Genomic DNA, 25,555 nt, shown 5'->3' with positions numbered 1-25,555 from the left:
CTACGCAAAATAAATGCCAGATTTTTAAGGACTTCAGGGGGGAATAGGGAACGATTTTCTGCAGTTTTTTTAAGCGAAGAGACATTTTGGCTACCGAACGGATGGTGCCTTGGCCTAAATGTCAGCGATGGACTTTTAGCGGAATAGACCCTAGGGTCTATTGCGCTAAAGTTATGCTCTGCTAAGGGATTGAATGTTAGGTACTCTCGCCCCCTGATTACATTTGGTTGTGCATGTCGTTGAGTGCTGAATGTAATAGGTCATCGTCATTCGGATTCGTGTGAAGTTCTGTTACATCAAATAGGTCGAAATGACGATCTTTATGTTGCTCCTTGTCATTATCTAATAATGGGTTTTCAAAATGGTTCACCTCAGGGATAGCGTACATCGGTGCATCAATATCATTGAAGTGATCGCTTGAGGATAGCGATGGCAATAACTCCACTGGCACAGAAGGAGATAGGTTCACTGCTGTTGGGCTAAGTCCTAACATTTGCAGGTAGTGATCAACCGGTGAAGCTTGGGCTGCAAAGTGTGCATCCGTTGTAGTGAGAGGAGTTGTCCCACTAGTACCATGACTGGATGATAACGAAAGCTCGTTGAGATTCCCTTTATATTCCGTGGCAGCATTCAAAGGGAGAGGGTAGTCGTTATTACCTATTACGGCTTCATCACCGGCCTTTACTCCTGCCGCTGTCATGGACTGCATGCTATCTTCGTTTCGTATCACCTCATTGAAGTTCAATATTTGAATTGGCTCATCGTCCTGCTCGTCGCTGGCAGGGGGGGCGGGGTAGGCAATGGCCGGGCTTAATGATAGTTCACCGAGGGAATACTCTCCCACCCAACCATTGAAGCCGGTGCCGTTGGGCAAGATCACTTGGATATTGTGCATATCGCCAGTGTTATGCAGCCACATCCGCGTGGAATCGAATCCGCTATCGCTAGTAGCAATGATGCTGTGGCCTTGCGCGTGCCAGAGTAGTACATCGCTCATATGCAGAGTGGCGGCATTCTCGGCGGTGGGCGAAATGCTTTGTACCACCTGCCCGAACTTGTCGACCACTTGTGCATGCACCCCAGTGATACTCAGATCCATATTCCCCACAGCAGCTAAACTGCCTTTATCCAGCTCGTCGGCAAGACCCTGATACTGGTAGCCTCCAGCGCGGACTGCAGCCAAGATGCCAGCAAACACATCATGACCGGCCACAGGCTGCCCCTGCACTGCCCCCCAGACCTGCGGCAGGGCCACATGCTGGACATTGGCGCTGTCCGCTGGGGCGCTCAGTTGGCTGCCGGCTGGCGCGCCGCTGACCTCAATCTCGATGTCATGGGCCGTGCCATCCACGCTGTGCACCGTCAGCTGTTCGGTGATGTAGGAGTTGGGCAGCAGGTGCTGGACGAAGCTGTCATGCCCATCCACTTGATAGGTCCAATGGCCCTGGGCATCGATGCTCAGGCTGCCGAAGCTGCCCTTGACCGTGCCGGCCTGGAAGCCGCTCTGGCCGGCATCGTCATCGCTGGCGTGCAGATCGCCCGAGGTCTGGGGGTGCACACCGGCTTGCACATTACCGCTGTCCACGCCGTAGATGAAGGTGCTGTCGTTGCGGCCAGTGATGTGGATGCTAAGCATCTGGATAGAGCTGGCCCCGGCGCTGTCGGTGACGACGATTGGAATGTCGATGTCGCGCACCTGGCCAGCGGTCAAGCCCTGATAGTCATGGTGGCTAGGGTCGAAGCTGTAGCTGCCGTCGGCGTTGAGCGCGAAGCCCCCCACCGCAGCATGGGTGGTGAAGCGCAGCACATCGCCGTGATCCGCGTCCTGCGCCACCATCTGGCCGCGCAGCAGGCTGCCGTCCTCGGTGACTGACTGGCTTTGCGCTTGCAGCACTGGCGCATCGTTGCTGCCCTGCACAGTCACCGTCAGCACATGGGTGGTGCCGTCAACGCTGCTAACGGTGAGATGCTCGGTAAGACTCTCGCCAGCCTTGAGGGCTTGCACATCGGCTTTGTTGTTGTCGACTTCATAACGCCAGGCACCGCTGGCGTCGATGCTGATGTGGCCGAACTGCGTGGCCACGGCGTTCTGCGCTACGAAGGCGGCTTCGCCGGCATCTGCGTCCGTCACTGTCAACTGGCCGTGAGCCTCGAGGGTGCTGGCGGCACTGACGTTCTGATCTTCCACCAGCTGGCCGGTGTCGGCACCGCTGATCACCGCGCCGTCGTTCTGACCGTGAATGGTGATGTTGACCTCATGCGGGGTGCCGTCGGCACTGTGCACTGTGATGGTTTCGAGCAGGGTTTCGCCGGCTTTGAGCGCCTGCACATCGGGGCGGCGGCTGTCGAGCTGGTAGACCCAGTCGCCGTTGACGTCGATGCTGAAGGTACCGTGCGCCGCGTGGTGGTCGGTCATCGCCTGCATGGACGACTGGCCCTTGTCGGCGTCCTGCACCTCGATGAAGCCGGAGATCTGCTGGCCATTGTCTTCCAGCACATGCGCAGCGTCATACAGCAGCGGGGCGATGGCCGGCACGAAGGCGCCGCCTTGCACCGCGCCGCCGCTGCTGGCCGCCTGCATGTCCGGGTACAGCACGACGGCCGCATTGAAGGGCCCGCTGAAACCGGTCACGTACTGGTTGAAGCCCGACAACTTGTCGGGGTCGCCGGCGTCGTGGGGGAAGACATTGACCGGCATACCGGTGGCGTCCACCAGCACCACCTCATAGCCCTGGCCCTTGTTGTGCCAAGCTCTCAGGTCCATCACCGGCACGGTGGTCATGCCCCCCTCCGCGTGGTAGACCTTGGACAAACTGCCGTCGGGCGCACGCAGCGCCACCCCTGTGTTGGTGAACGACATTTCAGCATCGATGTAGTTGCGCGGGTCGGTATTGGCTAGCAGCACCTCGCCCATGAATTCGAACTCGCGGTGCTGGCTGTCCAGCAGCTGCACGCTAATCTGGGTGTAAACGTCGGCCGAGTCGACCTGCGCTGCTTGAGCCTGCGGCACAAAGGCAGCGACATCATCCTGGCCCTGGATAGTCACGGTGATGGTCTGCGGTGTACCGTCGATGCTGTGCACGGTGAAGCTGTCGGTCAGGGATTCGCCGGTCTTGAGCTGCTGGATGGCGGGCAATTTGTTGTCCGCCTCATAGAGCCAATAACCGTCCCCGCCAATGGTGTAGCGTCCGTACTGCGTGTTCACCGCATTCTGGGCAACGAATTTAGCCTCACCGGCATCGGGATCGCTGACATTCAACTGGCCAAAATGCTCGAGGAAACCCAGAGCATCGACCTGCTGATCCTCGGTCAAGGTGATGGCGTTTTCCCCACTGATCACAGCCGCATGGCTGACCGGCACGAGACGAAGCTCCAGGGTCAAGTCGGCCGCATTGGCCGTCTGGTGATTGCTGCCCTCTTCGGCATGGGCCGTTACCTGGATGCTGACTGTACCCTGGAAGCCCTGCGGCGCACGCACGGCCAGGGTGTCCTGGTTCCAGCCAGCGGTCTCAATCACTTGACCGGCGCTGCTGACGATGGCGCTGTGCGTTCCATCGGTGAGTGTGAAACCCACCGGCAAGCCATGAATCCCATAACTCAGCGTTTCGCTGCCATCGGTGTCGGCGAGCTGAAAGCCTAAGTAAGGCTTGAGCAGCGTGTCGTGATCGCCCAGTAACACATGCTCGGGCGGGCCGATCTGTATGTTGTCGATAAGGACGCGCGCTTCCCCCTGCCCGCTGGCGCGTAGCTCCAGCCGCGAATTGCTGCCGTTGGCGAGCAGATCGTAGTCATGGTGCAGCATGGAATAGCTGCCCGCCACCGGGGTGATGGTGTCGATCACCTTGCCTTCCCACAGAACCTCGAGGGGCGTCACCGCAAAACCGGGACGAGCCGAGAGATCAAAGCCCAAGTGCACTGCCTCACCGGCTTGGGTGGGAAGTTCGCGGTAGATATTGCTGCCCCAGCTGGCGGTCAGACTCAGTATCTGATTGTTGCCGCTGCCGCCGTAAAGCCGCTCCTGGCCGATTTCCACGCCGCTACTCTCGTCCGTGTGCCAGCCCGTCGGGGACGGGTCAGTCTGCGTCCAGCCAACACCGGGCAAGGAGATGCTGTCGAAATCGGTGGTGATAGTCGGCGCCGTCACCCGCAGCGGTGCATCAGCGACAGGTGTGATGTCCAGCTGCACATGGGCCTCGCGGGTGGCGCTGCCATCTGTCACGCTGAACTGCAGGTCGATGTCCTGGCCGCTGAAATTCGCCGTCGGGGTGAAGGTGAAGCCGTGGGCGGCATCGCCGGTGAACGTGCCGTGCGATGAGGTCAACGAGCCGGCGACGATGTGCAGGCTGCCGCCGTCGTCGGGGTCGGTCGCGCCCACGGCTTGCAGCAGCTCGGCTTCGGTGAACACGCGCGGCGTGTCTTCGTTGACCGCGCCCAGGTCGCCGGCCGTGGCCGCCGTGGCGTGAAGCACCTGCGGGCCGTCGTTGGCGCCGGTGAGGGTGATGGTCAGGTCCTGCACCGAGCTCGCGCCCATGTGGTCGGTGACGAACACCGGGATCACGAGCGTCTGCGTCTGGCCGGCGGCCAGATGCTGATAGGCCGCGTTGGACGGGTCGAAGCTGTAGCTGCCGTCGGCGTTCAGTGTGAAGCCGGCCACCGCCTGGTCGATGCGGAAGCTCAGGGTGTCGCCCGCATCCACGTCGCTGGCGTGCATCTGGCCGCTGAGCAGGGCGCCGTCTTCACTCACCGACTGACTTTGCGCGAACAGCACCGGGGCGTCGTTCTTGCCGTAGACCGCCACCGAGATCACATGGCTGCTGCCGTCGGCACTGGTCACCATGAAGCTGTCGGTCAGCTGGGCGCCAGCCTGCAGGTTTTGCACCGCCGCCTGGCCGTTGTCCACGCTGTAGACCCAGTGGCCGCTGGCGTCGATGCTGAAGCTGCCGTAGGTCCCGGCCACATCCTTCTGCGCGTTGAAGTGGTTTTCGCCGGCATCCGCGTCGCTGATGTTGAGCTGGCCGCTGGTCTGCAGCTGGCTCGCGTGATCGACGCTGATGTCGGTGACCGAGATGGTCAAGTCGCTGACATCGGGCACGGTCCCCGCCGCGCTCAAGGGGGTGGGCAGGCCGTCGATGGGCAGCTGGCCCATGGGGCTGTTGGCCTGGTTGTAGTGGGACAGGCCGCGGAAGTGCAGCTCCATCACGTCGCCGCTGTCGTGCAGATAGAAGCCACTGCTGCCGCCGACGTTGCCGTCCAGCACCAGCCGGGCGCCCGGGTGGCTCTTCAGCAGGTCCACCACCTGGCCCATGCTGATGTCGTGGCCGAACGCGCCGAGACTGCTGCCGCTGGCCAGCACATGGCCGTTGGCATCCACCACGCTAGGGTTGCCGCTGGTGAAGGCCAACCTCATGGAGCCAAGGGCGCCAACATCCCCGGCATCGATGGCGTGGCCGATCAGGTTGTAAGGCGCCCAATTGCTCTTAATGGTGCTGACGATGCTGGACCAGATGTCGTGCCGGGGCTCGTCCGCGCCCTGGATGCTCAGGCTCAGGGTGTGGGCCGTGCCGTCAACGCTGTGCACGGTGAAGCTTTCGGTGGCGCTTTGCCCGGCGTGCAGGGCCTGCACAGCGGGGCTGTTGTTGTCGGCCTTGTAGACCCAACTGCCGTCCGCACCCAGCGAGAGGTGGCCGAACTTGCCAGCCAGGTCTGAGAGGGGCGTGAACTGGTCGCCGCCGGCGTCAGGCGTGCTGGCATGCAGCTGGCCGTGGGCGATGAGCTGGCCGCCGCTGACGTTCTGGTCCTCGGTCAGGGTCTGGTGGTCCTCACCGGTGATGACCGCTGAATCGTTCTTGCCGGCGATGCTGATGTTGACCGTGTGCGCCGTACCGTCGGCGCTGCGCACGGTGAAGCTGTCGGTGACGTTCTGGCCGTCGCGCAGGGCCTGCACCTCGGGCTTGCTGTTGTCGATCTGGTAGTGCCACTGGCCGTTTTCATCAAGGCTGAATTGCCCATAGCTGCCCGCCGTGCCGCTTTGCGCGATGAAGTGGGCCTCGCCATCGTCGGCATCGGCCACCGTGAGCTGGCCGCTCAGTGCATCGGACCGGTCTTCCTGCGTGGCGCCGGTCTCGACCCCGCCAAAGGTGGCGGCGTCGTTGGCGCCCCTCAATAGGATGCTCAGGGTCTGCGTCGTGCTGGCCCCTGCGCTGTCGGTCACGGTGATGGGGATGCTCAGCGTCTCCCTCTGGCCGGCGGCCAGGTGCTGGTAGCTCGGGTGGGCCGGGTCAAAGCTGTAGCTGTCATCGGCGTTCAGCGTGAAGCCGTCCACCGGGTGCCCCAGGCTGAAGGCCAGAGTGTCGCCCACATCGATATCGCTGGCGTGGAACTGGCCGCTCAAGGCGGGGCCGCCTTCGGTGGCGGTCAGCAGGCCGCTGTCGGTGGCCGTCCCGGTACCACTACCGGCACTGGCCTGCCAGGCGTGGAAAGGCGGCCAGATCATGACCTGATTGACGTAGAGGCTGGCCTGGCCGTGCGGCCCGGTAATGTGGTTCGGGTCGCCGGCATCGTGGAGGCTGAGGTCCAGCTCGGTCGTGCCCTTGGGGCCGAACACGCGGAACTCGTGGCCAGGGCCCTGCTGCTGCCAGTCCACCAAGGTCTGCAGCTTGAACTCCTGCCCGGCCGCGAAGACCTGGGCCGCCTGCCCGTCCGGCCCGATCAGGGCCAGGCCGCCCAAGCTCACCGTGACGCAGGTGTTGGCATAGGCGCCGATGGGGGCCTGGCCTTGCAGGATCTGCTGAATGTCCAGGTACTGCGCGATCCGGCTGCTGCCGATGTTGTTGATGACCAGGGGCAGGACATCGCTAGATTCCACCTCGGGGTGGTAGTCCGGCGCCACCTGCAGATGGAACTGCGGCGCGTCATTGGTACCGGTCAGCGTCACCGTCACGGTGTGCTGGGCGCCATCGGCCCCTTGCACCGTGAAGGAATCGTTCAGGGTGGCGCCGGCGGCCAGCTGCTGGATGGCCTTCTGGCTGTTGTCGGCGCTGTAGCTCCATTGGCCCTGGGCGTCCAGGCTGAAGCGGCCGAGGCCATCACTGCCGAGCACATCGGTCTGCGGGATGAAGTGGCTTTCGCCGCTGTCGGCGTCGGTGATGGTCAGCTGGCCCGAGGCCTGCAGCTGACCGGACTGGACGGACTGGTCCTCGGTCACCGCGCCGGTGAAGGCACCACCGATCACGGCGCCGTCATTGGTACCGGTGATGGTGATCGTCAGGTTCTGCGTGTGGCTGGCCCCGGCGCTGTCGGTGACGGTGACCGGGATCACCAGATCCTCGGTCTGGCCAGCGGTGAGGTGCTGGTAGGCGGCATTGCTCGGATCGAAGCTGTAGCTGCCGTCGGCATTGAGCGTGAAGCCATCCACCGCCTGAGCGATGCTGAAGGTCTGCGTGTCGCCGTGATCCACATCGCTGGCCACCATCTGGCCTTGCAGCAGGCTGGCGTCTTCGCTGACGGATTGGTGCTGGGCCTGCAGCACCGGCGCGTCGTTCGTGCCTTGCAGGGTGACGGTGACGGTGTGGGCTGTGCCGTCGGCGCTGTGCACGGTGAAGTGCTCGCTCAGGCTGTCGCCGGCCTTGAGCTGCTGGACCGCCGCCTGGCTGCTGTCGGCGCTGTAGCGCCACTGCCCGTCTTCGCTGAGGCTGAAGCTGCCATGCAGGCCCTGGATGTGGGGCTGCGCGACAAAGTGCGCTTCGCCATCGTCGGCATCGGCAATGGTCAGCTGGCCGGTGGTGAGCAGGGTGCTGTCTTCGCTGGCTGTGCCGGTGCTGACACCGCCGATGGTCGCACCGTCATTCGTACCCGTCAGGGTGATCGTCAGGTTTGCGGTGCTGCTGGCACCCACGCTGTCCGTGACGATGATCGGGATGGTCAGGGTTTGCGTCTGACCGGTGGCCAGGTGCTGATAGCTGCCATGTGCAGGATCGAAGCTGTAGCGGCCGTCTGTGTTGAGCGTGAAGCCATCGACGGCGTGGGCGAGGCTGAAGATTTGTGTGTCGCCTCTATCCACATCGGAGGCAGTTATCTGGCCAGTGAGCAGCGTACTGTCTTCGGTCACTGCTTGGCTTTGCGCGGTGAGCACCGGTGCATCGTTGGTGCCCATGACCGTGATGGTGACGGTGTGGGTGGTGCCGTCGGTGTGGGTGATGCTGACCGTGTCTGTGGCCGTTTCACCGGCCTTCAGTGCCTGCGTGCTAGCGTGGCTGTTGTCCAGTGTGTAGGTCCAGGCGCCACTGGCATCCATCGCGAAATTGCCCAGCGTGGTGTGCTGCTGCAAGGGGACGAACTCGGCGCTTTCGCCGGTGGCCACCAGATGCCCTCCGGTGACCGCCGACACGTCTTCCTTAACCACGCCGACATCCACGCCGCCAATGACGACGTTATCGCGTTGCCCTTGGATGGTGATGGTGATGTTGTGGCTGCTGCCGTCAGCACTGTGCACCGTGAAGGTGTCGGTGGCGGTCTCGGTGCTCTTGAGTGCCTGAACTTCGGGCTTGGTGTTGTCGAGCTGATACTGCCACTGCCCATCTTCGCCGATCGTCAGGCTGCCATAGCTGCCCGTCGTGGCTGTCTGGGCGATGAAGTGAGCTTGGCCGTCGTCTGCATCGCTGATCGCCAACTTGCCGCTGACGGACAGGGTTTGGTCTTCGACGACCCGACCAACATCGGCGCCACTGATGTGGGGCGCGTCATTAGTGCCGGTCAGCCTGATCGTCAGGTTCTGCGTTGATGTAGCTCCCTCGCTGTCCGTCACCGTCACCGGGATCGTCAGGGTTTGGGTTTGGCCTGCCGCCAGATGCTGGTAGCTTGCGTGGCTTGGATCAAAGCTGTAACTACCATCCGCGTTCAGCGTGAAGCCATCGACCGACTGAGCGCTGCTGAAGGTTTTTGTGTCGTTTGCATCCACATCAGTGGCGACCATGCGGCCTTGCAACAAGGTGCCGTCTTCTGTGACGGCCTGCGTCTGCGCCGCCAGTACCGGTGCGTCGTTTGTGCCCTGAATGGTGACGGTCACGGTATGGGTCGTGCCGTCCGTGCTGCTGACGGTAAAGGTGCCCGTAAGCGTCTCGCCGGCCTTCAGTTGCTGGATTGCGCTTTGGGTGTTGTCTGCGCTGTAAGTCCAGTTTCCCGATGGGTCGAGCACGAAGTTACCGTAACCGTTTGCACCAGCGCCATGCTGGACGGCGAAAGCAGCCTCACCGGTGTCGACATCCGTCACATCAAGCTTACCGCCACAGCTCAGAGTGTGAGTGGCGCTGACGCCTTGATCCTCGGTGATCCTGCCATTGCTGACGCCGCTGATCACGGCGCGGTCGTTGACGCCGGTGACGGTGATGGTGAGGTTCTGCGTGCTGACTCCCCCTGCGCTGTCGATGACCGTGACGGGGATGACGATGTCTTGTGTCTGGCCCGCAGCTAGATGCTGGTAGGACGCGTGCGCTGGGTTAAAGCTGAAGCTGCCGTCAGGGTTGAGAACAAAGCCCGCAACTGGGTGAGCGACTGAGAAACGCTGGGTATCGCCAGCATCGACATCGGTGGCCAGCATCTGACCGGTCAGTCGCGCGCCATCTTCGGTGACGGCATGGGTCTGGGCTTGCAGCACCGGCCTGTCTTCAGCACCCTTGATGGTGATGGTGACAACCTGCTGCGTGCCGTCAGCAGTCGTCACGGTGAAACGGTCGGCCAATGTCTCGCCAGCCTTGAGTTGCTGGATGGCCGTTTGGCTGTTGTCGGCGGTGTAGCTGTAATGGCCGCTCGCATCGATGCTGAAACTGCCGTAGTGGCCAGCACCGGCCACGCCAGTTTGCGCCACGAAGACGGCTTCGCCTGCATCAGGATCGACAACCGTGAGCAGGCCGCTCGCTCTGAGTAGTCCGCCGGTAGACACCACGCCGTCTTCATTGACCGCATTGGCAACTCGACCGCTCACCACGGCGGCGTCGTTCGTGCCGGTAACGGTGATAGTCAAGTTCTGGGTGCTGGTTGCGCCCGCGTTGTCGGTCACCGTGACGGGGATGACCATGTCTTGCGTTTGACCGGCGGCCAAGTGCTGGTAGCTGGCATGGGATGGATCGAATTTATAGCTGCCGTCAGCATTGAGCGTGAAACCATCGACAGTCTGGGCCGTACTGAAAACTTGTGTGTCTCCGGCGTCTGCATCGGTGGCGACCATCTTGCCTGTGAGCAGGGCGCCGTCTTCAGTGACAGCCTTCGTTTGCGCCGCAAGCACCGGGGCATCGTTGCTGCCCTGGATCGTGACGGTCACGGTATGAGTTGTACCGTCTGTGCTGCTGACGGTGAAGGTGTCGGTAAGTGTTTCACCGGCCTTCAGTTGCTGGATCGCTGCCTGCGTGTTGTCGGCGCTATAGGTCCAGGTGCCCGATGGGCCGAGCACGAAGCTGCCATAGCCGTTCGCCCCTGTGCCGTGCTGGACGGCAAACGTCGCTTCCCCAGTATCGACATCGGTGACAGCCAGCTTGCCGCCGCAGCTCAGGATATGCGTGGCACTGACCTGCTGATCTTCGATCACCGAGCCGGAGTCGGTACCGCTGATGACGGCGCCGTCATTACTACCGGTGACGGTGATCGTCAGGTTTTGCGTGCTGGTCGCGCCCGCGCTGTCTGTCACGGTGATGGGGATGAGCACATCCTGAGTCTGGCCCGCCGCTAATTGCTGGTAGCTGGTGTGACTAGGGTCAAAGCTGTAGCTGCCATCGGCGTTGAGGGTGAAGCCATTCACCGGCTGCGCAATACTATAGATGAGCGTATCGCCGCTGTCGGGGTCGGTAGCGGTGAACTGACCAGTGACCTGCGCGCCATCTTCTGTTGCGTGCACTGTCGCAATGGGGTTGAGTGTGGGGGCGTCGTTAGTGTTGGCCACCGTGAGCGCGAAGGTGGTACTGACTTGTGCACCGTTGGCATCGGTGGCAGTGATAGTCACTTGCATGGTGCCGACATCGCCGTTGGTGGGCGTACCCGAGAAGGTGCCGGTGGCCGCATCGAAGTGTAACCAGGCCGGCAAGCTGCCTGCGCTCAAGGTCAATGTATCGCCGGCATCGATATCGGCAAAGGTGCCCGTAGGGATGCTGAAGCTGAAGGCCGAGTCTTCGGTGGCGGTGGTTGTGGTCAGCGCATGTGCCACTGTGGGGGCATCGTTGCTGCCGGTTATCGTGATGGTAATGGTGTGCGCCGTGCCATCCGTGCTGAGTACGGTGAAACTGTCGGTGGTCTGTTGACCTGCTTTGAGCGCTTGTACGGCGGTGTTGGTATTGTCAGCTTGATACATCCAACTGCCGTCGCTATGCAGAATGAAGTCGCCCAACTGACTTTTGGTCGAAGTCGCCTGAAACACCGCTTCGCCGGCATCCACGTCGGCTACCGTGAGTGTGCCAGTGACCTGCAAGAAGTGGCCACTACCTGCGGTTTGGTCTTCTGTGACTGCAGCGACATCTGTTCCTGTAATCACGGCGCCGTCGTTGCTGCCGTTGAGCTTGATAACCAAGTCCCGTGTACTGGTCGCGCCAGCCACATCGGTCACAGTAACTGGAATGGTGATAGTCTGCGTCTGGCCAGCCGCCAGATGCTGATAACTGGCATGGCTTGGATCGAAGCTGTAGCTGCCGTCCGCGTTGAGGGTGAAACCATCAACCGGCTGAGCGATGCTGAAGCTCAAGTTATCACCGGCATCGGCATCGGTCGCGACCATATGGCCGCTGAGCTGGGTGCCGTCTTCAGTGACGGCTTGGCTTTGGGCCGCGAGCACTGGTGCATCGTTGGTGCCCTGGATGGTCACGGTTAACGTGTGGATCGTGCCGTCGGCGCTGGTGATGGTCAAGGTATCGGTGAGGCTGTCGCCGGCCTTGAGCTGCTGGATAGCTGCTTGGGTGTTGTCGGCGCTGTAGGTCCAGGCGCCAGTGCTGTTCAGGCTGAATTGTCCGTAGCCGCTGCTGCCGGCCACATCCGTTTGGGCGGTGAAGTGGGATTGGCCAGCATCGGGATCAGAAATCGTGAGTTGACCACAGGCTTCGATGTTCCCTGCGATGACATTGGCATCTTCCGTGGCCGTCGCTGTATCTACACCTGCAATGATAGCGCCATCGTTGCTACCGTTAATCGTAACGGCAATAGTGTGTTGCGTACCGTCAATGCTGTTTATGGTGACTGTATCTGTGAGTGATTCGCCGGTTTTTAGGGCCTGAACTGCAGCGTTGCTGTTGTCGAGCGCATACGTCCAGTCGCCGCTTGCGCTGAGCGTGAAACAGCCATGCGTTGCGGCGAGATTATTTTGCGCAATAAATCCGGCTTGGGTTGAGTCCACGTCGCTGATGGTGAGTTTTCCGCTGGCGGTGAGCGTGTTGTCTTCGCTCACTGCGCCGATATTGACGCCACCAATTACTGCACCGTCGTTGGCACCCGTGACTGATATTGTGAGGTTTTGATAGCTGGTCGCGCCAGTGCTGTCGGTCACCGTGATCGCAATCACCACGTCTTGCGTCTGACCGGCGGTCAGATGCTGGTAGCTGGCATGGCTTGGGTCAAAGTTGTAGCTACCATCCGCGTTGAGCGTGAAGCCGTCAATGGCGTTGACAAGGCTGAAGGTTTGCGTGTCGCCCGCATCAACATCGGTGGCAATCATTTTGCCGCTGAGTTGTGTGCCGTCTTCCGTCACACTTTGCGTTTGCCCAACTAGCACGGGCGCGTCATTGCAGCCCTGTATCGTGACAGTCACTGTGTGGCTAGTGCGGTCGGCGCTGGTGACGGTCAAGGTATCGGTGAGGCTCTCGCCAGTCTTGAGTTGCTGAACGGCAGTCTGCGTGTTGTCAGCGTTGTAAGTCCATACCCCTGAGGAATCAAGGCTAAAGTGTCCGTAGCCGTTGCTGCCAGCCACATCGGTTAGCGCAGTGAACTGGGCTTGGCCTGCATCGGGGTCGGTAATGGTGAGTGTGCCATGTGCCTGTAATTGCCCATGCTGGGGAGATTGATCCTCGACAAGCGTTGCGGTGTCGGTTCCACCGATAATTGCTTTATCATCAGCACCTTTGATCAGAATCGCGATCTTTTGGGTTGTTCCATCCAAGGCTTGTACAAACAGGGTTTCAGTTAAGGATTCACCATGCTTGAGGGCTTGTATGCTGGGATTGTTGTTGTCTGCTGTGTAGGTCCAATGGCCATGGGTGTTGATGGATAATATGCCGAATTGACCTTGGAGTTGTTCAGCTGCAAATCCTGCTCGCCCGGTATCGGGATTGCTTACCCAGAGTTGACCGTCTGTATGGAGTTGTCCTTGAGAAAGGCGTTTGTCTTCAAACACTCTCATCACTGATGTGCCCATAATCACAGAGTGATCATCGGTACCATGAATGCTGATGGAGATGGTTTGCTGTGTGCCATCTTGGGTTTGTACCACAAGGGTATCAGTGATGGATTCTCCGGTTTTGAGTGCTTGAATTGCCGTCTGCGAGTTATCTGCGGTATAGGTCCAGTGGCCTAATTCATCAATGATGAGGGTACCAAACTGACCATATTGCTCGGTCGCTGTAAATAAGTGTGGTTCGTGGTCGTTATCTGTAATGGCAAGGTTGCCATTAGCCCTAAGCATGCCTTGATGAATGTTGTCATCTTCGGTGAGTGAGGCCGAGGTTGTACCTGATATTTCGGCCTTATCATCGGTCCCGTTAATCGTGACTGTGATGTTTTGCGCGGTACCATCGGCGCTGTGGATGGTAAAAGTATCAGTAAGATGCTCACCCGATTTAAGGCTTTGAACGGTGGCCAGTGAGTTATCGGCGCTGTAGATCCAATGGCCGTTTACATCGATCGTGAGATAACCATATTGTCCCTGTAATGAGCCTGCCGAAAAATGGGTTTGATCCCTATCTGGATCTTGGATGCTTAATTGGCCTGATACTGTTAATTGACCGTTGTTCGCCTGAGTATCTTCCGTCACTAAACCTATTATCTCGCCCTGAATGATGGCGACATTATCAGCGCCATTCACTTGAATACTGACTTGTTGGCTAACAGGATGGCCTGATTGATCTGTTGCGGTGACGGTAAAGGTTTCCGTCACTTGTTGGCCAGAGACTAGAGCAAGCGTGGCGGTTGCATGGGTGTTCAGTTGGTATTGCCATTGGCCCGTGAGTGGATTGATACTCAGTTGGCCATATTGACCTTGCCCGTCAAGTACAGCCCAAGAAACTGCATCGTTATGATCTGGATCGATACTGTGAAGCTGCCCTGTAACAGCAGGCAAGGAGTCCGCCGCATTAATGCTGGCGAGGTGCGACCCTAAAATTTGGGGCAGATCGTTACTGCCTTCGACATCGATGATGATGACAGTGTTTACTTGTTCGCCATTGGGGCTGCTGACGGTAATAGTAAATTGTTCGGTTTGATGCTCACCTTCGGCTAATGCATCAGTGCTAAGTGCATTATTATCGAGTTGGTAATGCCATTCGCCCGTTGTTGGATCGATATCAAGGCGACCAAATTGACCTTGATTAACTGCGACAGTCCATTGGAGTGGGGTTACTGTTCCCCCATGGGCATGCAGTTTTCCAGAGGCGCTCGCGACTGGGGCATCTTCTTTAACCGATTGATGGCCGGCTTGTTCGTCAATGGTGAGTGGGTTGTGCTGTTCAGTGCTAATGATTTGGGGGCGCACAATTTGAGTTAATGTGGTTCTTGCCATTGATACCGTTAATGCTGCCGGTTCAATCTGCTGCTTAACATGTCCAATTTCAGGGAGTTGGCTGAGGGTAACAAGGGGCAATTGTGTGTCGTCAAAATGTGGACCTTGCCCTAAATGGGTTGATTCACTCGAGCCATAATCTTGGAACTTAGGGGCATTTTTGGTTTGCGTTTCATCCGCTTGCTGCGGCAGTTCTGACAAGGTTTTTTCCGAGTCTGTGCTAGAGCTAGCTGACTGGGCTGTTAAATGACGGTTATCAATGTCTACCGTAGCGGATTGCGAATCAGGCTTTTGCTCTGTCGATTCTTCGGTATTAACAAGCTGCGTTGCTGCGTGCGAGGGTAAGCGCCAAGACTTGCTTGCCACAATATCTGGGGTTGCAGTGCTTTGGACTTCACCCTCTCTAAATTCCTTTACCTTGAGCTTGGCGACATCTTTATCGAGTTTTTTAGCGGCAATTTCAGACTTTTTGGCGAGTTTTGCTGAAATGCGACTTTTACGTTTTGCGGTTGAGAGCGTTAATGGTTTTTTTGGGCTCATAGTTCGTGCTCCCTAGCGTTCACCAAAGGCTTCTGTCACATTGGTAAATACGGGTTTCCACAGGTATTGGAAGACGGTTTTATCCCCAGTGACAATATCCGCTTCACCTGTCATACCGGGGATCAGTTCAAGCTTATCGGGTTGATCGCCAAAGTAGGGCTTATCAATCGAGATTTGTACTTTATAAAAGACACCGCCTTTTTCATCAGCATCAGTGCTTGGGGAGATGCGTTTGACGATACCATCAAGTGCCCCATAGCGACTGTAATCAAAGGCATCAATTTTTATGCGCGCTTTTTGTCCCACACTGACAAAGCCAATATCCCGAGGGGAGAGTTTGGCCTCAAGTAGGGCTGTCGGCGTGGTGGGAACAATCACCGCAACTGTGCCACCTGGTTGAATCACACTCCCTGATGAGGTGTTCGGAATGGATTGAATAATGCCATCAACAGGAGAGGTTATGGTGTTTTGTTGTACCTGCGAATCGGAGGATTTTAAACGTGCGGTAATCCCTAATAATTCAGCTTGTGCATCTGTGCGAGCTTCACCAACCTCTTTTAGCAATGTGGCTTGTTTTTGCTCCAACTGCCGTTGAAGATTTTCAATATCCCTTGCCAATACCTGTTGTTTACCTTCCATACTTTTTAGTTCACGTATGTAGGAGTCTAATTTTTGTTGCGATTCCAGCATAGTGAGCTTAGAGACTGCCTGTGATTCTTTGATCGACTCCATCATATTGATGGTTTGTTGGGCTGAAGTGATTTGATGTTTCAGTGGCGGAATTTCTTGATCAAGACTTGCCAACTCGGCTTTCGATTTCGCGATTTCCGCGAGGGAAGATTGAATGATGGCTTGTTTTTCGTTATTCATCCGTTCGAGATCACTAATATGTCCTTTCACAAGATTGGGATGACTTTCAAGGTAGCTAGCAAAGTTGGCCTCTCTGGATTCGATAAAAGCACTGTAACGTTCAATTTTGAGCACCAGATTAGCTTGTTTACTTTCCAGTTCTTCAGCGGCAGCTTGGCTATCGATGGCGATAAAGTTGGCGAGAACATCGCCTTTTTTCACTAAATCTCCCTCAGAGACCAAGATAGAGGCTAAGGTTCCCCCTGAAAAACTCTGAATCACTTGTTGATGTCCAAGGGGGATAACTTGACCTTTCGCTTTGGCAATTTCTTCAATATTAGTGAACAGTGACCACACAAACATAATGAACACTGAACCCGCAATAAAGTAGGTGATTTGTTTGATGATGCGCTTTTCTGCAGGTGCTTCAATGGCTTGAGTGAACTCGTGTTCTGGCAAAGAACGATGGTTAAGTTGACGATCATTCATTGTGTGTGGTCTCCATGCTAGCCATTGATTGGTTTTCATCGCTTGCTGCGGGTTTGTTTGGGATCGGACCTGCATAAACCACAGAGCCTTTATCTAAGATAACGACCTTATCAGCGTGCTGGATCAGTTCTTGATCATGGCTAGTAAATAAAATAGTGGTTTTGCCCTTTAACTTGGTTAAGGTTTCGATAAAGGTTTTTTTCGCAAAAGGATTACGGTTGGCGATAGGTTCATCCATGACAAGCAAAGGCGATTTTTTTAATAGGGCACGAGCTAGGCTGATATAGCCACTCCCTACCACCGAAAACATATTGGCTCCCTGTGCGGATAAACTGCGATGTAAATCGCCACCGAGCACCTCTTTTAAAGCGTCTCCACCTGCCTCATACAGTGCTTGGCACAACTCCTCATCGGTGGCATCGGGTTTAGCCAGACGTAAGTTATCTGCTAACGATCCCGGCAGTAGTTCGGTGTGGGTCGGGCTGAATGCGGCCCATTGGCGTAAGGCTTCAGGATCAAATTGTTTCAGGTTTTTGCCATCTAAAGTGACAAAGCCGGCTTGGGTATCAATCACGCCTACGGCTGTCAGCAATAAGGTGCTTTTACCACTGCCATTAGGGCCGATAATGGCGACAGTTTCTCCTGCTTCAACATCAAATGTGACGCCAGAGAGTGCAGGTTCTGCTTCAGCAGTGTAACGAAGGGTGACATGCTTAAAGTTGAGTGCAGGCGCTTTATTTAAGTTAGGCCCATCGAGGCGGAGTTGATTAAATTCGGTCGTCACCTCCATAAAACGATCAAACTGGGTGACAGTGCTGTTTATCATGTTAATTTTAGGCGCCGAAGAAAAGGCTAATTGGGCGGGGCCTGTGATGCGCCAAATCAACATTCCACAGGCGATTAAAGCGCCGGGTGAAATGCTCTGATTTAACACTAAAAAAATGCCACAAAACACGGTAACTAGGGCTGTTATTAGCCCCATGGCATGGGCTACTGCCGCATTAAGTCCATTACGTTTGGCATATATAAATTGTTGTCGGCAGTGCTCGCGGCAACGACGGATAAAATCTGCGTACCAGCCTTCGGTTTCCCCTGCGGTTTTCAGCTCTAATACATTCTTGGCTAGTTCATTGAGGCTGTTTTGGTAGTCATTGCTGATGGTTGGGCTGGTGGCTTGGGTATAACGGTTTAGGGCTTTCATCACTAGGTAAAACAGAATCAACATACAAAGTGGTACTAATACCAGCCAACCACTGAGAACTGTGATGGCAATAAGCGCCACGATCGTAAAGGGCAAATCAATCAGCCCACCCCCGCTAGGGCCTGACAGTAATCCTCTCACCTTTTCGGCGTTACGAAGTCGTGCCAAATGATTTGATAGTCCAACTCGGGATAACATCATCAAGGGCATACTGAGGAGTTGATTAAAGGATACGGCTGACAGATCTCGCGCCAATTTATTGCTTGCGCTGGCCAGCACTTTGGCCCGCAGCAATCGGCTAGAAATAAAAATGCTTAAAGCAAGGAATGCACCAATTGCGATACCAGGTAAAATATTGGGGGCTTGTCCTCCTATTACTCTGTCGTATACCGCCATGGTAAAAAGCGGTATCGCTAATCCGGTTAAGCTGGCTACGAGGCTTAATAAAAAAACGGGTTTGAACCACTTTTTTTGCTGCTTAAACTGGCTGGCAAAGCGACTCCTTTTTTGATTGAGGGAAGGCAGGCTGTTAATAATAAATACTTTTCCATCAGAAGGGAGTGTGATTGGCTGCCATTGATTGTGTGGGCCTAAATATTCAAAGGTGTGCTGGTTGCGCCGTCCTATCTGCGGCTCTCCCTCTTCAGGTAGGATAAGGAAAGGATAGATTGTATGGCTGAGCGTCTCGGGATCAATAGAGCGTAAATCGGCCACAACATGATGTTTTTTAAATAAGACATACGCATCTAAATAACTCGCATCATCCACTAATGCGCTGCGTTCAATATTCTTGGCTTGGGCATTAAGTCCGAGTTGAGTAAATAGTGTGACTAATAGGGATTTTAAGTTTGGGACAGACTGCGCTTGGTTATGCATTGTTAAAGCTCCCCATTTGACGACATAGTTGCGTCCCCTTGCGATGAAATATGGATGCGATAGTCACTGATCGCTGCAATTTCCGTAAAATAGGAGGCCACAATCAGGGTGATGTGGTTTTTGAGTTCGAGTAACAAAGCGAGTAGGCGTTGCTGAGAGTCTGCATCGAGGGAGACCATAGGCTCGTCGAGTAACAGTATCGAAGGGGATTGGGCAAGCGCTCTGACAATGGCGATGAGCTTGATAGCCCCCTTATTGAGCATTTGGCTGTCATTATTACCCACTAAGGTTTGATAACCCGCAGGTAACTGCGCAATCGTGGCAGATAAGCCCAGTTTGTCTGCGAGAACCATGGCATAGGCTTCCCGCTCATGGCGAAACAGAGTCAGATTATCCAAAATGGAGCCCGCAAGTAACGTAGCCCATGGCGACACATAGCTAATGGATTGGCGATACTCCAGCGGGTCATGTTCAGTTAATGGGATAGAATCAATCTTGATGGCACCCTCTGTCACCTGATGATAGCCGCCCACGGTACTTAACAATAAACTGGCATGTGTGAGTGGATTTGAGGTTACAGTGACAAGGCTACCCGCGGGGATTGTTAGGTTAATTTGCTTAAGTTTTGCCCCTGTTTGTTGTGCTGATACCTGCTCAAATTGAATGGGGCCTGAAGGTAATTTTTGCTGGTAAACCTGAGTACCATTCAAGGACTCTGGAGGGGAGGCTATGATTTCGTTAACATCTTGCATCGCAGACTGAGCGGTAACAAACTTCGCTTTTAAACTGCCAATTGCACTTAAGGGCGCGACGGCTCTGCCTGCAAGGATTGAACATGCCGCTAATCCCCCCGTTGTTAGATCGCCATTTAATACTTCAAAACAGCCAATCAGCACCAGTGCCAGTGTGGTAGCCTGCGAAGCCCCCTGAATCCATTCTTGTAACTGGGATGATAGCCAATCAACCTCATTTTGCTGCGCTAACCTTTGGTAGTTGATTTTTTTGTAGGCATAAGTAATTCGCGATTCCAACGCGAGGGATTTTGCCGTCGTTAAGCCTGATAACACTAAAATGAGTAAGCGGGTTCGTTCATCGTCACTGATGGCGAGTTCTCGGGTGGCGACGGAGAGTTTTTTGCCTATTTGCCACACGCCAATGCCAGCTATCCCCCAAACCAATATTGGGATAAAGACTAATGGTCCGCCAATATAGGCTACTAAGGCTAAAAATATGATAACAAATGGAAAATCCATTAAGGCGACAGCAGCTTGCCCTGAGTAAATCTCCCGCATGGTAGCAATGCTGGTGATACCGTGGAGTATTTTACCTGATCCTAATTGCTCTACGTGGTGGTAATCCGCCTTCATCAGTCGATCGACAAATTGAGCTGTGGTTTGTAGCTCATAGTTCGACGCGTTGAGGGCAAGTAACCAGCTGCGTGTATAGCGTAGTACTAGTTCTAGTAATATGGCGATTCCAACGCCAATCGCTAATACACTGGCGGTGCCGTAAGCTTCATTGGGCAAAATCCGATCATATATTTGTAACATTGTGAACGGTAATGCCAGTGACAGCACATTAATCAGGGTAGATGAAAGCAAAAGCTCGGTAAATGATTTGTGTTGTGCCAATAGACGTAAAGACTCAATCATGTTTCGTACACCTTAAATAGCATTACATTCATCACGAAAATCAAAAACCGCATTAACATCTTAATTAACACTATCATTAACAATTTGTAGTGTACAACACCAAGCAAATGAATTTTATTGCTTATTTAGTTTAACTTTTAATGTTTTTACTCTGCTTTGTTGTTAACATTATGTTTGCTTTATGTTAGTTGCTGTTCAGGTGTTTTCAGTGTTGTAAGGCAGCTTAATCATTATTTGGGGCGATAGTTGTGTATGAGTAAATTATGGGCAAAATAAAGTACATCATCATTTTTCTCGTCGTGTTTGCACTCGGATTGGTGCTGGTGAAGGGCGTGGATCGCATCATTGCTAATAGCGTTATCGCGCGTGATTCTGAGATGCTTGCAAGTAAATTTCAGATGTATATTACTGAGTCAGCAGAACAAATACTTGAAATGCCGCGCTTAGACCCAGGTGTGACTTGTACCGCAGAATTAGAAAGCCTATTGAAACAGAAAACCTTTGATTCCAGCTTTGTCCGCTGGCTGGCGATTTATAAAGATAACCAAGTGCTCTGTCAGTCTGGCGTAATACCCCATGATTTAACGGCATTGAAAGCCCATAAGGTGAGAGAGAATTTAAGTATTGCGGTGGCAAGCCATAATACTCAGACAAGTCACGAATTATTTTTAATGCGTCACATGGAGGGGATTGATTACATTGCCAGTATCACTCCCCTTAGGCCGAGGTATTTTGTTCCAGTGGATTGCGAGCGATGTCTTGAGTACAAGGTGAGCTTAGATTCAGATCCTTATATTGAGTTTGGATTTGATAATTTTGCTGATGAACCTGTGGTTTACCATGTCGTTCAAGAGCAAAATCCCTACTACCATGCGACCTTTGAGCTATCGGGGAATCGTGTTTTCCTTGAACAATATTCACAGCTAGGTTGGCGGGTCAGTGTGGCAACCGGGATTGTCTTAGGTTTGTTGGCGTGCTTAGTGTATTGGCGCTGGAACAACCATCAAATTTCCCTTGATAGTCAAATAAAACGGGGCATTCAGCGGGGGGAGTTTATTCCCTATTATCAGCCTATTGTCGATAGTAGTACGGGAATGCCTGTGGGGGCAGAAGTGCTGGTGCGCTGGCTTCGGCATGATAATCGGATGATCCCACCCAATCAGTTTATTCCCTTTGCTGAAGCGAGGGGACACATTCTTCCCATGACGACGAGTATGTTGAACAAGGTCATTAATGATATTCAACTGCTAGGGGGGCAATCCCCGCCGTTATTTTTTAGTATCAACATTGTGCCTGCTCATCTTGAAAATGATGATTTTTATCATCAATTACAAGAGATTGTCGAATCAGGAATGCTGGGGCATCACAGGTTGTCTTTAGAAATCACCGAGCGACTCCCAATTAAGGATATGACGCTAGCTCGCCAGACACTCGATAAGATTTATGCGCTGGGTATTGATCTTAAGTTGGATGATGCTGGCACGGGCTATGGCTGTTTTAGCTATGTTCAGCATCTAGGGATCAGTACATTGAAGATAGATAAGATGTTTGTCGATACCATTGGTCAATCCCATAACTTTAATGGCAAAACCTTAGATGCCATTATCTCGTTTGCAAACGAGTCTAAGTTGCATGTTATTGCGGAGGGGGTGGAGACGGTTGAACAGCAAGGATATTTAGGTGAATTAGGGGTTAAACTTATCCAAGGTTACTATTACTCTAAACCATTGGCTGCGGAAGATTTTTTCAAATTTACTCTTGCTTAATGCTTGTAAACTATCGCCGTGCGATGCGTAAATTTGTCTTGTTATCATCGCAAAGCACAAGTTGAGGTTAACTCATTTTGTAGATTGTATTTACCTATCTGTTAACCCGAGTTGAGGTTAGCTTGTTAGATAAAAAAAGAGAGCTTAGCCAACGGGATTCTAAGCTCTCAAAGGTTTGCAGGGGGAGCGATACTCGCGTTGGCCTCGATTAGGCTTTAGGCGAGTCAACATGGTTATTGCTTATGTTTAGGGCCTTGTTTGTTTTTCATTGGGTCGCCTTGATATCCTAAAGCTTGCCAGTCGAGGCGTGTGCCTTTGTTGTGGCAATCATTACAGTTAAGCGCTTGCTCTTTAGGTGACACCATGTGGTTGATACGCCACCACATTTCAGTGGCTGCAAAGTCATATTCACCGCTGTATTTGATGCCTTTTTCCAACATGGTTGGGTTAGCTTCCATACCCAGTTTCGCCGCTAAATTCCAATCAAACTCGCTCCAATATCCGCCTTTGCCATAGGTTTTTGGCGTGATAAAAATGTTGAGCTTTTTATCGTAAATTTGCTTACCAGTATGGACCTTAAAGGGATAAATTTTGGCTTTGGCATCGTTAATGTCGCCCATGGGGTAGGTCAGTTTAGTGACGACATTCGAGTCCATTTTGTCCCCAGCCATATATGCGTTTGCAGTGCCGTTATACCAAGCGTATTGAGGCTTAACCATTTTTTCCCAAACGAAGTTACCTTTTTTCTTCTGGTAAGTATGTTTGCCATATTGATCAACAGTTTCAGGCTTATCATCCCCCGCAGTTGACCAATCCCACTGCATCTTGGTGGGTTCATTCTTAGCAAAGAAGGGAATATGGCAGGTTTGGCAAGCCACGGTGGCGGTATGGGTATTGAGCTTTTTGTTGCTGTGCGGCGCGCTATCGTGGCAGTTTTCACAACCGATATGGTCGATACCACCTGGTGATACGCCCATGGCATTACCTGATATTTGATGTTTTTCAGTGGTATGGCAGTTTTGGCATTGGAAGTTATTGCCATCACTGTCCATGTGAACATCGGTTGCTTTATCGGGATAGGCCATGGAAGAGTCGAGATCGCCGTGTTTGACCGCATCACCACCGCCGCCGTAGAAGTGGCAGCTACCGCAGTTATCCCGCACTGGCGCTCCGACATTTTGGGCTATCTTCGCTAGATCGAGCTTAGCCATAGGTTCGCCAGCGCCCGCAGGATCTTTTACATAGGTGCCAGTAGTGTCGTGACAAATTAAGCAGTCAACTTTAGTTTTATCTTTAAAGTCAAAGGTATTGTCCTTCCAACCATAGCCAGCGTGACAGCTAGTACAGCGAGGCTCGTTGCTGGATATGGCGACACAGAAGTTATTAATACTGTTTTTCTTACCCCGAACCACGGTTCTATCGGGTAGCTTTTGTTCTAACTCCCATGTCCAGTGGGAGGTTTTCATCATATCTGTGGCTTGTTCTTCGTGGCAGGTTAAGCACTGAGTTGTCACCTCAGAACCTGTGGTGAAGGGCCCTTTGAGCACGTCTTTATGGGGATTGGCGGCTTGCGCTTGCAGTGCCATACCCGCTAAGGCGATAAAGAGAAGTTGTTTCATTTTTGGTACTCCTGCCCCCAGCGATGCCGTAGGCTGATAGCAATGATCAATGACGGATTAGAAGTTAATGGTCAGTGAGGCGTTAACATCAAAGGCCTTATCCACTACCGGCAGCATTGAGTAGGCTGAGCCCGCTAACACATCATCAATTTTTTGAGGGGCACCCACTGGCGTACCGCTGCCTGTGTATTCATAGTCGTAATAGAGTCCGGCCAGCTTGATAAACATTTTTGGATTGATATCAAAGATGTAATAGGCTTCGCCGACGTGTCCACGGGTGGCTAACTTGCTGCCGATAGGGTCATCTTGGGCTTGGGTAAAGGGCGTCCAATATTCGGAACCATAGTTATATTCCAAACCGAATTTGCCGTAGGGGGCGGGGATTTGAATGCCCACATAGATGCCATAGCCGTCTTTGGTATCGGTATCATCGCTGGTTTTAGGCACCATGATGATTTCAGTGCCAGTGCTATTTAACTCGGCTTCAAATACGGCGTCGGATAACATGCCGCCAAACATACCAGCATTGCCATTAGGCTCAGCGCGTGTCCAGCCTAGTGAGGCAAACCATTTGATATCGTTAGCCTCCTCACGCGCAAAGCCAATACCGCCGAGGTACATATCACCAATTACGCCGCTAGGTTGCACTCGGGTGACAAAGTTAAAGTTGTCGAACTTTTGCATATCTTGGTACATGGTGGGGGCAAAAATGCCCGCCAGTTGGGTTGGGAAAGCCATTGTGCCCTTAAAGCCGTCGTTCACGTCTTTGGCACCAAACAGGGTAAATTGCAGGAAGTTAGTGCCATCGTTAATGGCATCGATATTAAAGCCGCCGAGGTGAGTATCTTTGGTGACGATATCGCCAAACATTTCGCCATTACCCCATTGGGATTCAAAGCCTTGGCCATAGCAGAAGCGTACTATTTGTCCTTCAATTCCAGTGAGTTCCCCTAGGTTGTAACCTAATGTGGCACCGTCAAAGTTAAAGTTGACTAAATGGCCTGAAGGCGTGCCGCCGCGCAGTTCGTTTTCGCGGTAGTGGCTTGGTGGGCCGTAGGTGGATGGGCGACGACCAATAGAGAGGTAAAACTCAGAGCCATTGATATTTTTCCAGTCGAAATAGGCGCGCTCGACCCGTAGCCAGTCACCGCTGGTGTTGCCGCTGCTGGTGCCATCCATAGTGAATGACCGCCAAGAATCAAATACTTGTACGCCGGTTGAGTCGCCCCAGTTTTTATACATGCTCAAACGACCAGCAAAGCTGACGTTATCCCATACTTTGGCTTTCAGATTTAATCGCAAGCGAGTGGTGTAAAAAATATCGTTATCTATGTCCTGTACACTTTTGGGGGCGAGTACATAGGGCATCACGCCTTGTAACATGCCATTTTGGAAGGCGGCTGCAAGGTCTGGGTTGGCTTGCATCATTTTTCCGAGTGGCGAGTTAGGATCGTTTGGCATACCAAAAACGCCCGACATTGCTTTGGCACCAAAGTCATTGAAATTGACATTAATCGCAGGGTTCCAAACCACATCTCTGTAATGCAGCGAGTGGGCTTTGGTTCTAAAGTCACCAGTAATTTCAAGGCGATCTAATGACGTGTGTCGCTCGGTTTTATCGACACGACTATTGAGTTCATCGAGTTGTTCAGTTATATCGGTAAGCTGTTGTTTAAGCTCAGCCATCTTTTGAGTATCTGCTTGAGTGTTATTGGCTGCGGCAAAGGCTTGGCCTGACATAAACAGCGCATTGGCAACCAGTATCGAAATGAGTGTACGCATAGGGTTTCTCCCTGAGTATTGTGTTGGCACCGATTCAAGAC

General features: G+C 53.9%; 7 protein-coding genes. 1 reads left to right on the top strand and 6 read right to left on the bottom strand.

Annotation, left to right across the window (positions count from 1 at the left end):
* Positions 1-217 precede the first annotated feature (217 nt).
* The 4 genes from SO_RS19225 to SO_RS19210 are packed head-to-tail and all read right to left on the bottom strand — an operon-like array spanning position 218 to position 20,347.
* Positions 218-15,280 (bottom strand): VCBS domain-containing protein, encoded by a 15,063-nt coding sequence (locus SO_RS19225; RefSeq protein WP_011073846.1) that lies wholly within the window; start codon positions 15,278-15,280, stop codon positions 218-220.
* A gap of 12 nt (positions 15,281-15,292) precedes the next feature.
* A complete protein-coding gene (locus SO_RS19220; protein WP_011073845.1) occupies positions 15,293-16,618 on the bottom strand; it encodes an HlyD family type I secretion periplasmic adaptor subunit in 1,326 nt (441 codons plus the stop codon).
* Positions 16,611-18,695 (bottom strand): peptidase domain-containing ABC transporter, encoded by a 2,085-nt coding sequence (locus tag SO_RS19215; RefSeq protein WP_011073844.1) that lies wholly within the window; start codon positions 18,693-18,695, stop codon positions 16,611-16,613. The genes SO_RS19220 and SO_RS19215 overlap by 8 nt, the downstream gene beginning before the upstream one ends.
* A gap of 2 nt (positions 18,696-18,697) precedes the next feature.
* The gene (locus SO_RS19210; RefSeq protein WP_011073843.1) at positions 18,698-20,347 is read right to left on the bottom strand and encodes an ABC transporter transmembrane domain-containing protein; all 1,650 of its coding nucleotides are present in this window, start codon (positions 20,345-20,347) and stop codon (positions 18,698-18,700) included.
* Between the two features lie 263 nt (positions 20,348-20,610).
* Here SO_RS19210 and SO_RS19205 point away from each other — a divergent pair, with 263 nt between their 5' ends.
* On the top strand, positions 20,611-22,113 hold the full coding sequence (locus SO_RS19205; protein WP_011073842.1) for an EAL domain-containing protein: 1,503 nt from the start codon (positions 20,611-20,613) through the stop codon (positions 22,111-22,113).
* Positions 22,114-22,346: 233 nt separating this feature from the next.
* Here SO_RS19205 and SO_RS19200 read toward each other — a convergent pair whose 3' ends face one another.
* Both SO_RS19200 and SO_RS19195 read right to left on the bottom strand, forming a co-directional pair.
* The gene (locus SO_RS19200; protein WP_011073841.1) at positions 22,347-23,732 is read right to left on the bottom strand and encodes a tetrathionate reductase family octaheme c-type cytochrome; all 1,386 of its coding nucleotides are present in this window, start codon (positions 23,730-23,732) and stop codon (positions 22,347-22,349) included.
* Between the two features lie 57 nt (positions 23,733-23,789).
* Positions 23,790-25,514: a DUF3373 domain-containing protein gene (locus SO_RS19195; protein WP_011073840.1), complete on the bottom strand. Its 1,725-nt coding sequence runs from the start codon at positions 25,512-25,514 to the stop codon at positions 23,790-23,792.
* Between the last annotated feature and the right edge of the window lie 41 nt (positions 25,515-25,555).

The sequence above is a fragment of the Shewanella oneidensis MR-1 genome (assembly GCF_000146165.2).
Lineage (GTDB): Bacteria > Pseudomonadota > Gammaproteobacteria > Enterobacterales > Shewanellaceae > Shewanella > Shewanella oneidensis.
This window is presented reverse-complemented; position numbering and strand designations above follow the sequence as displayed.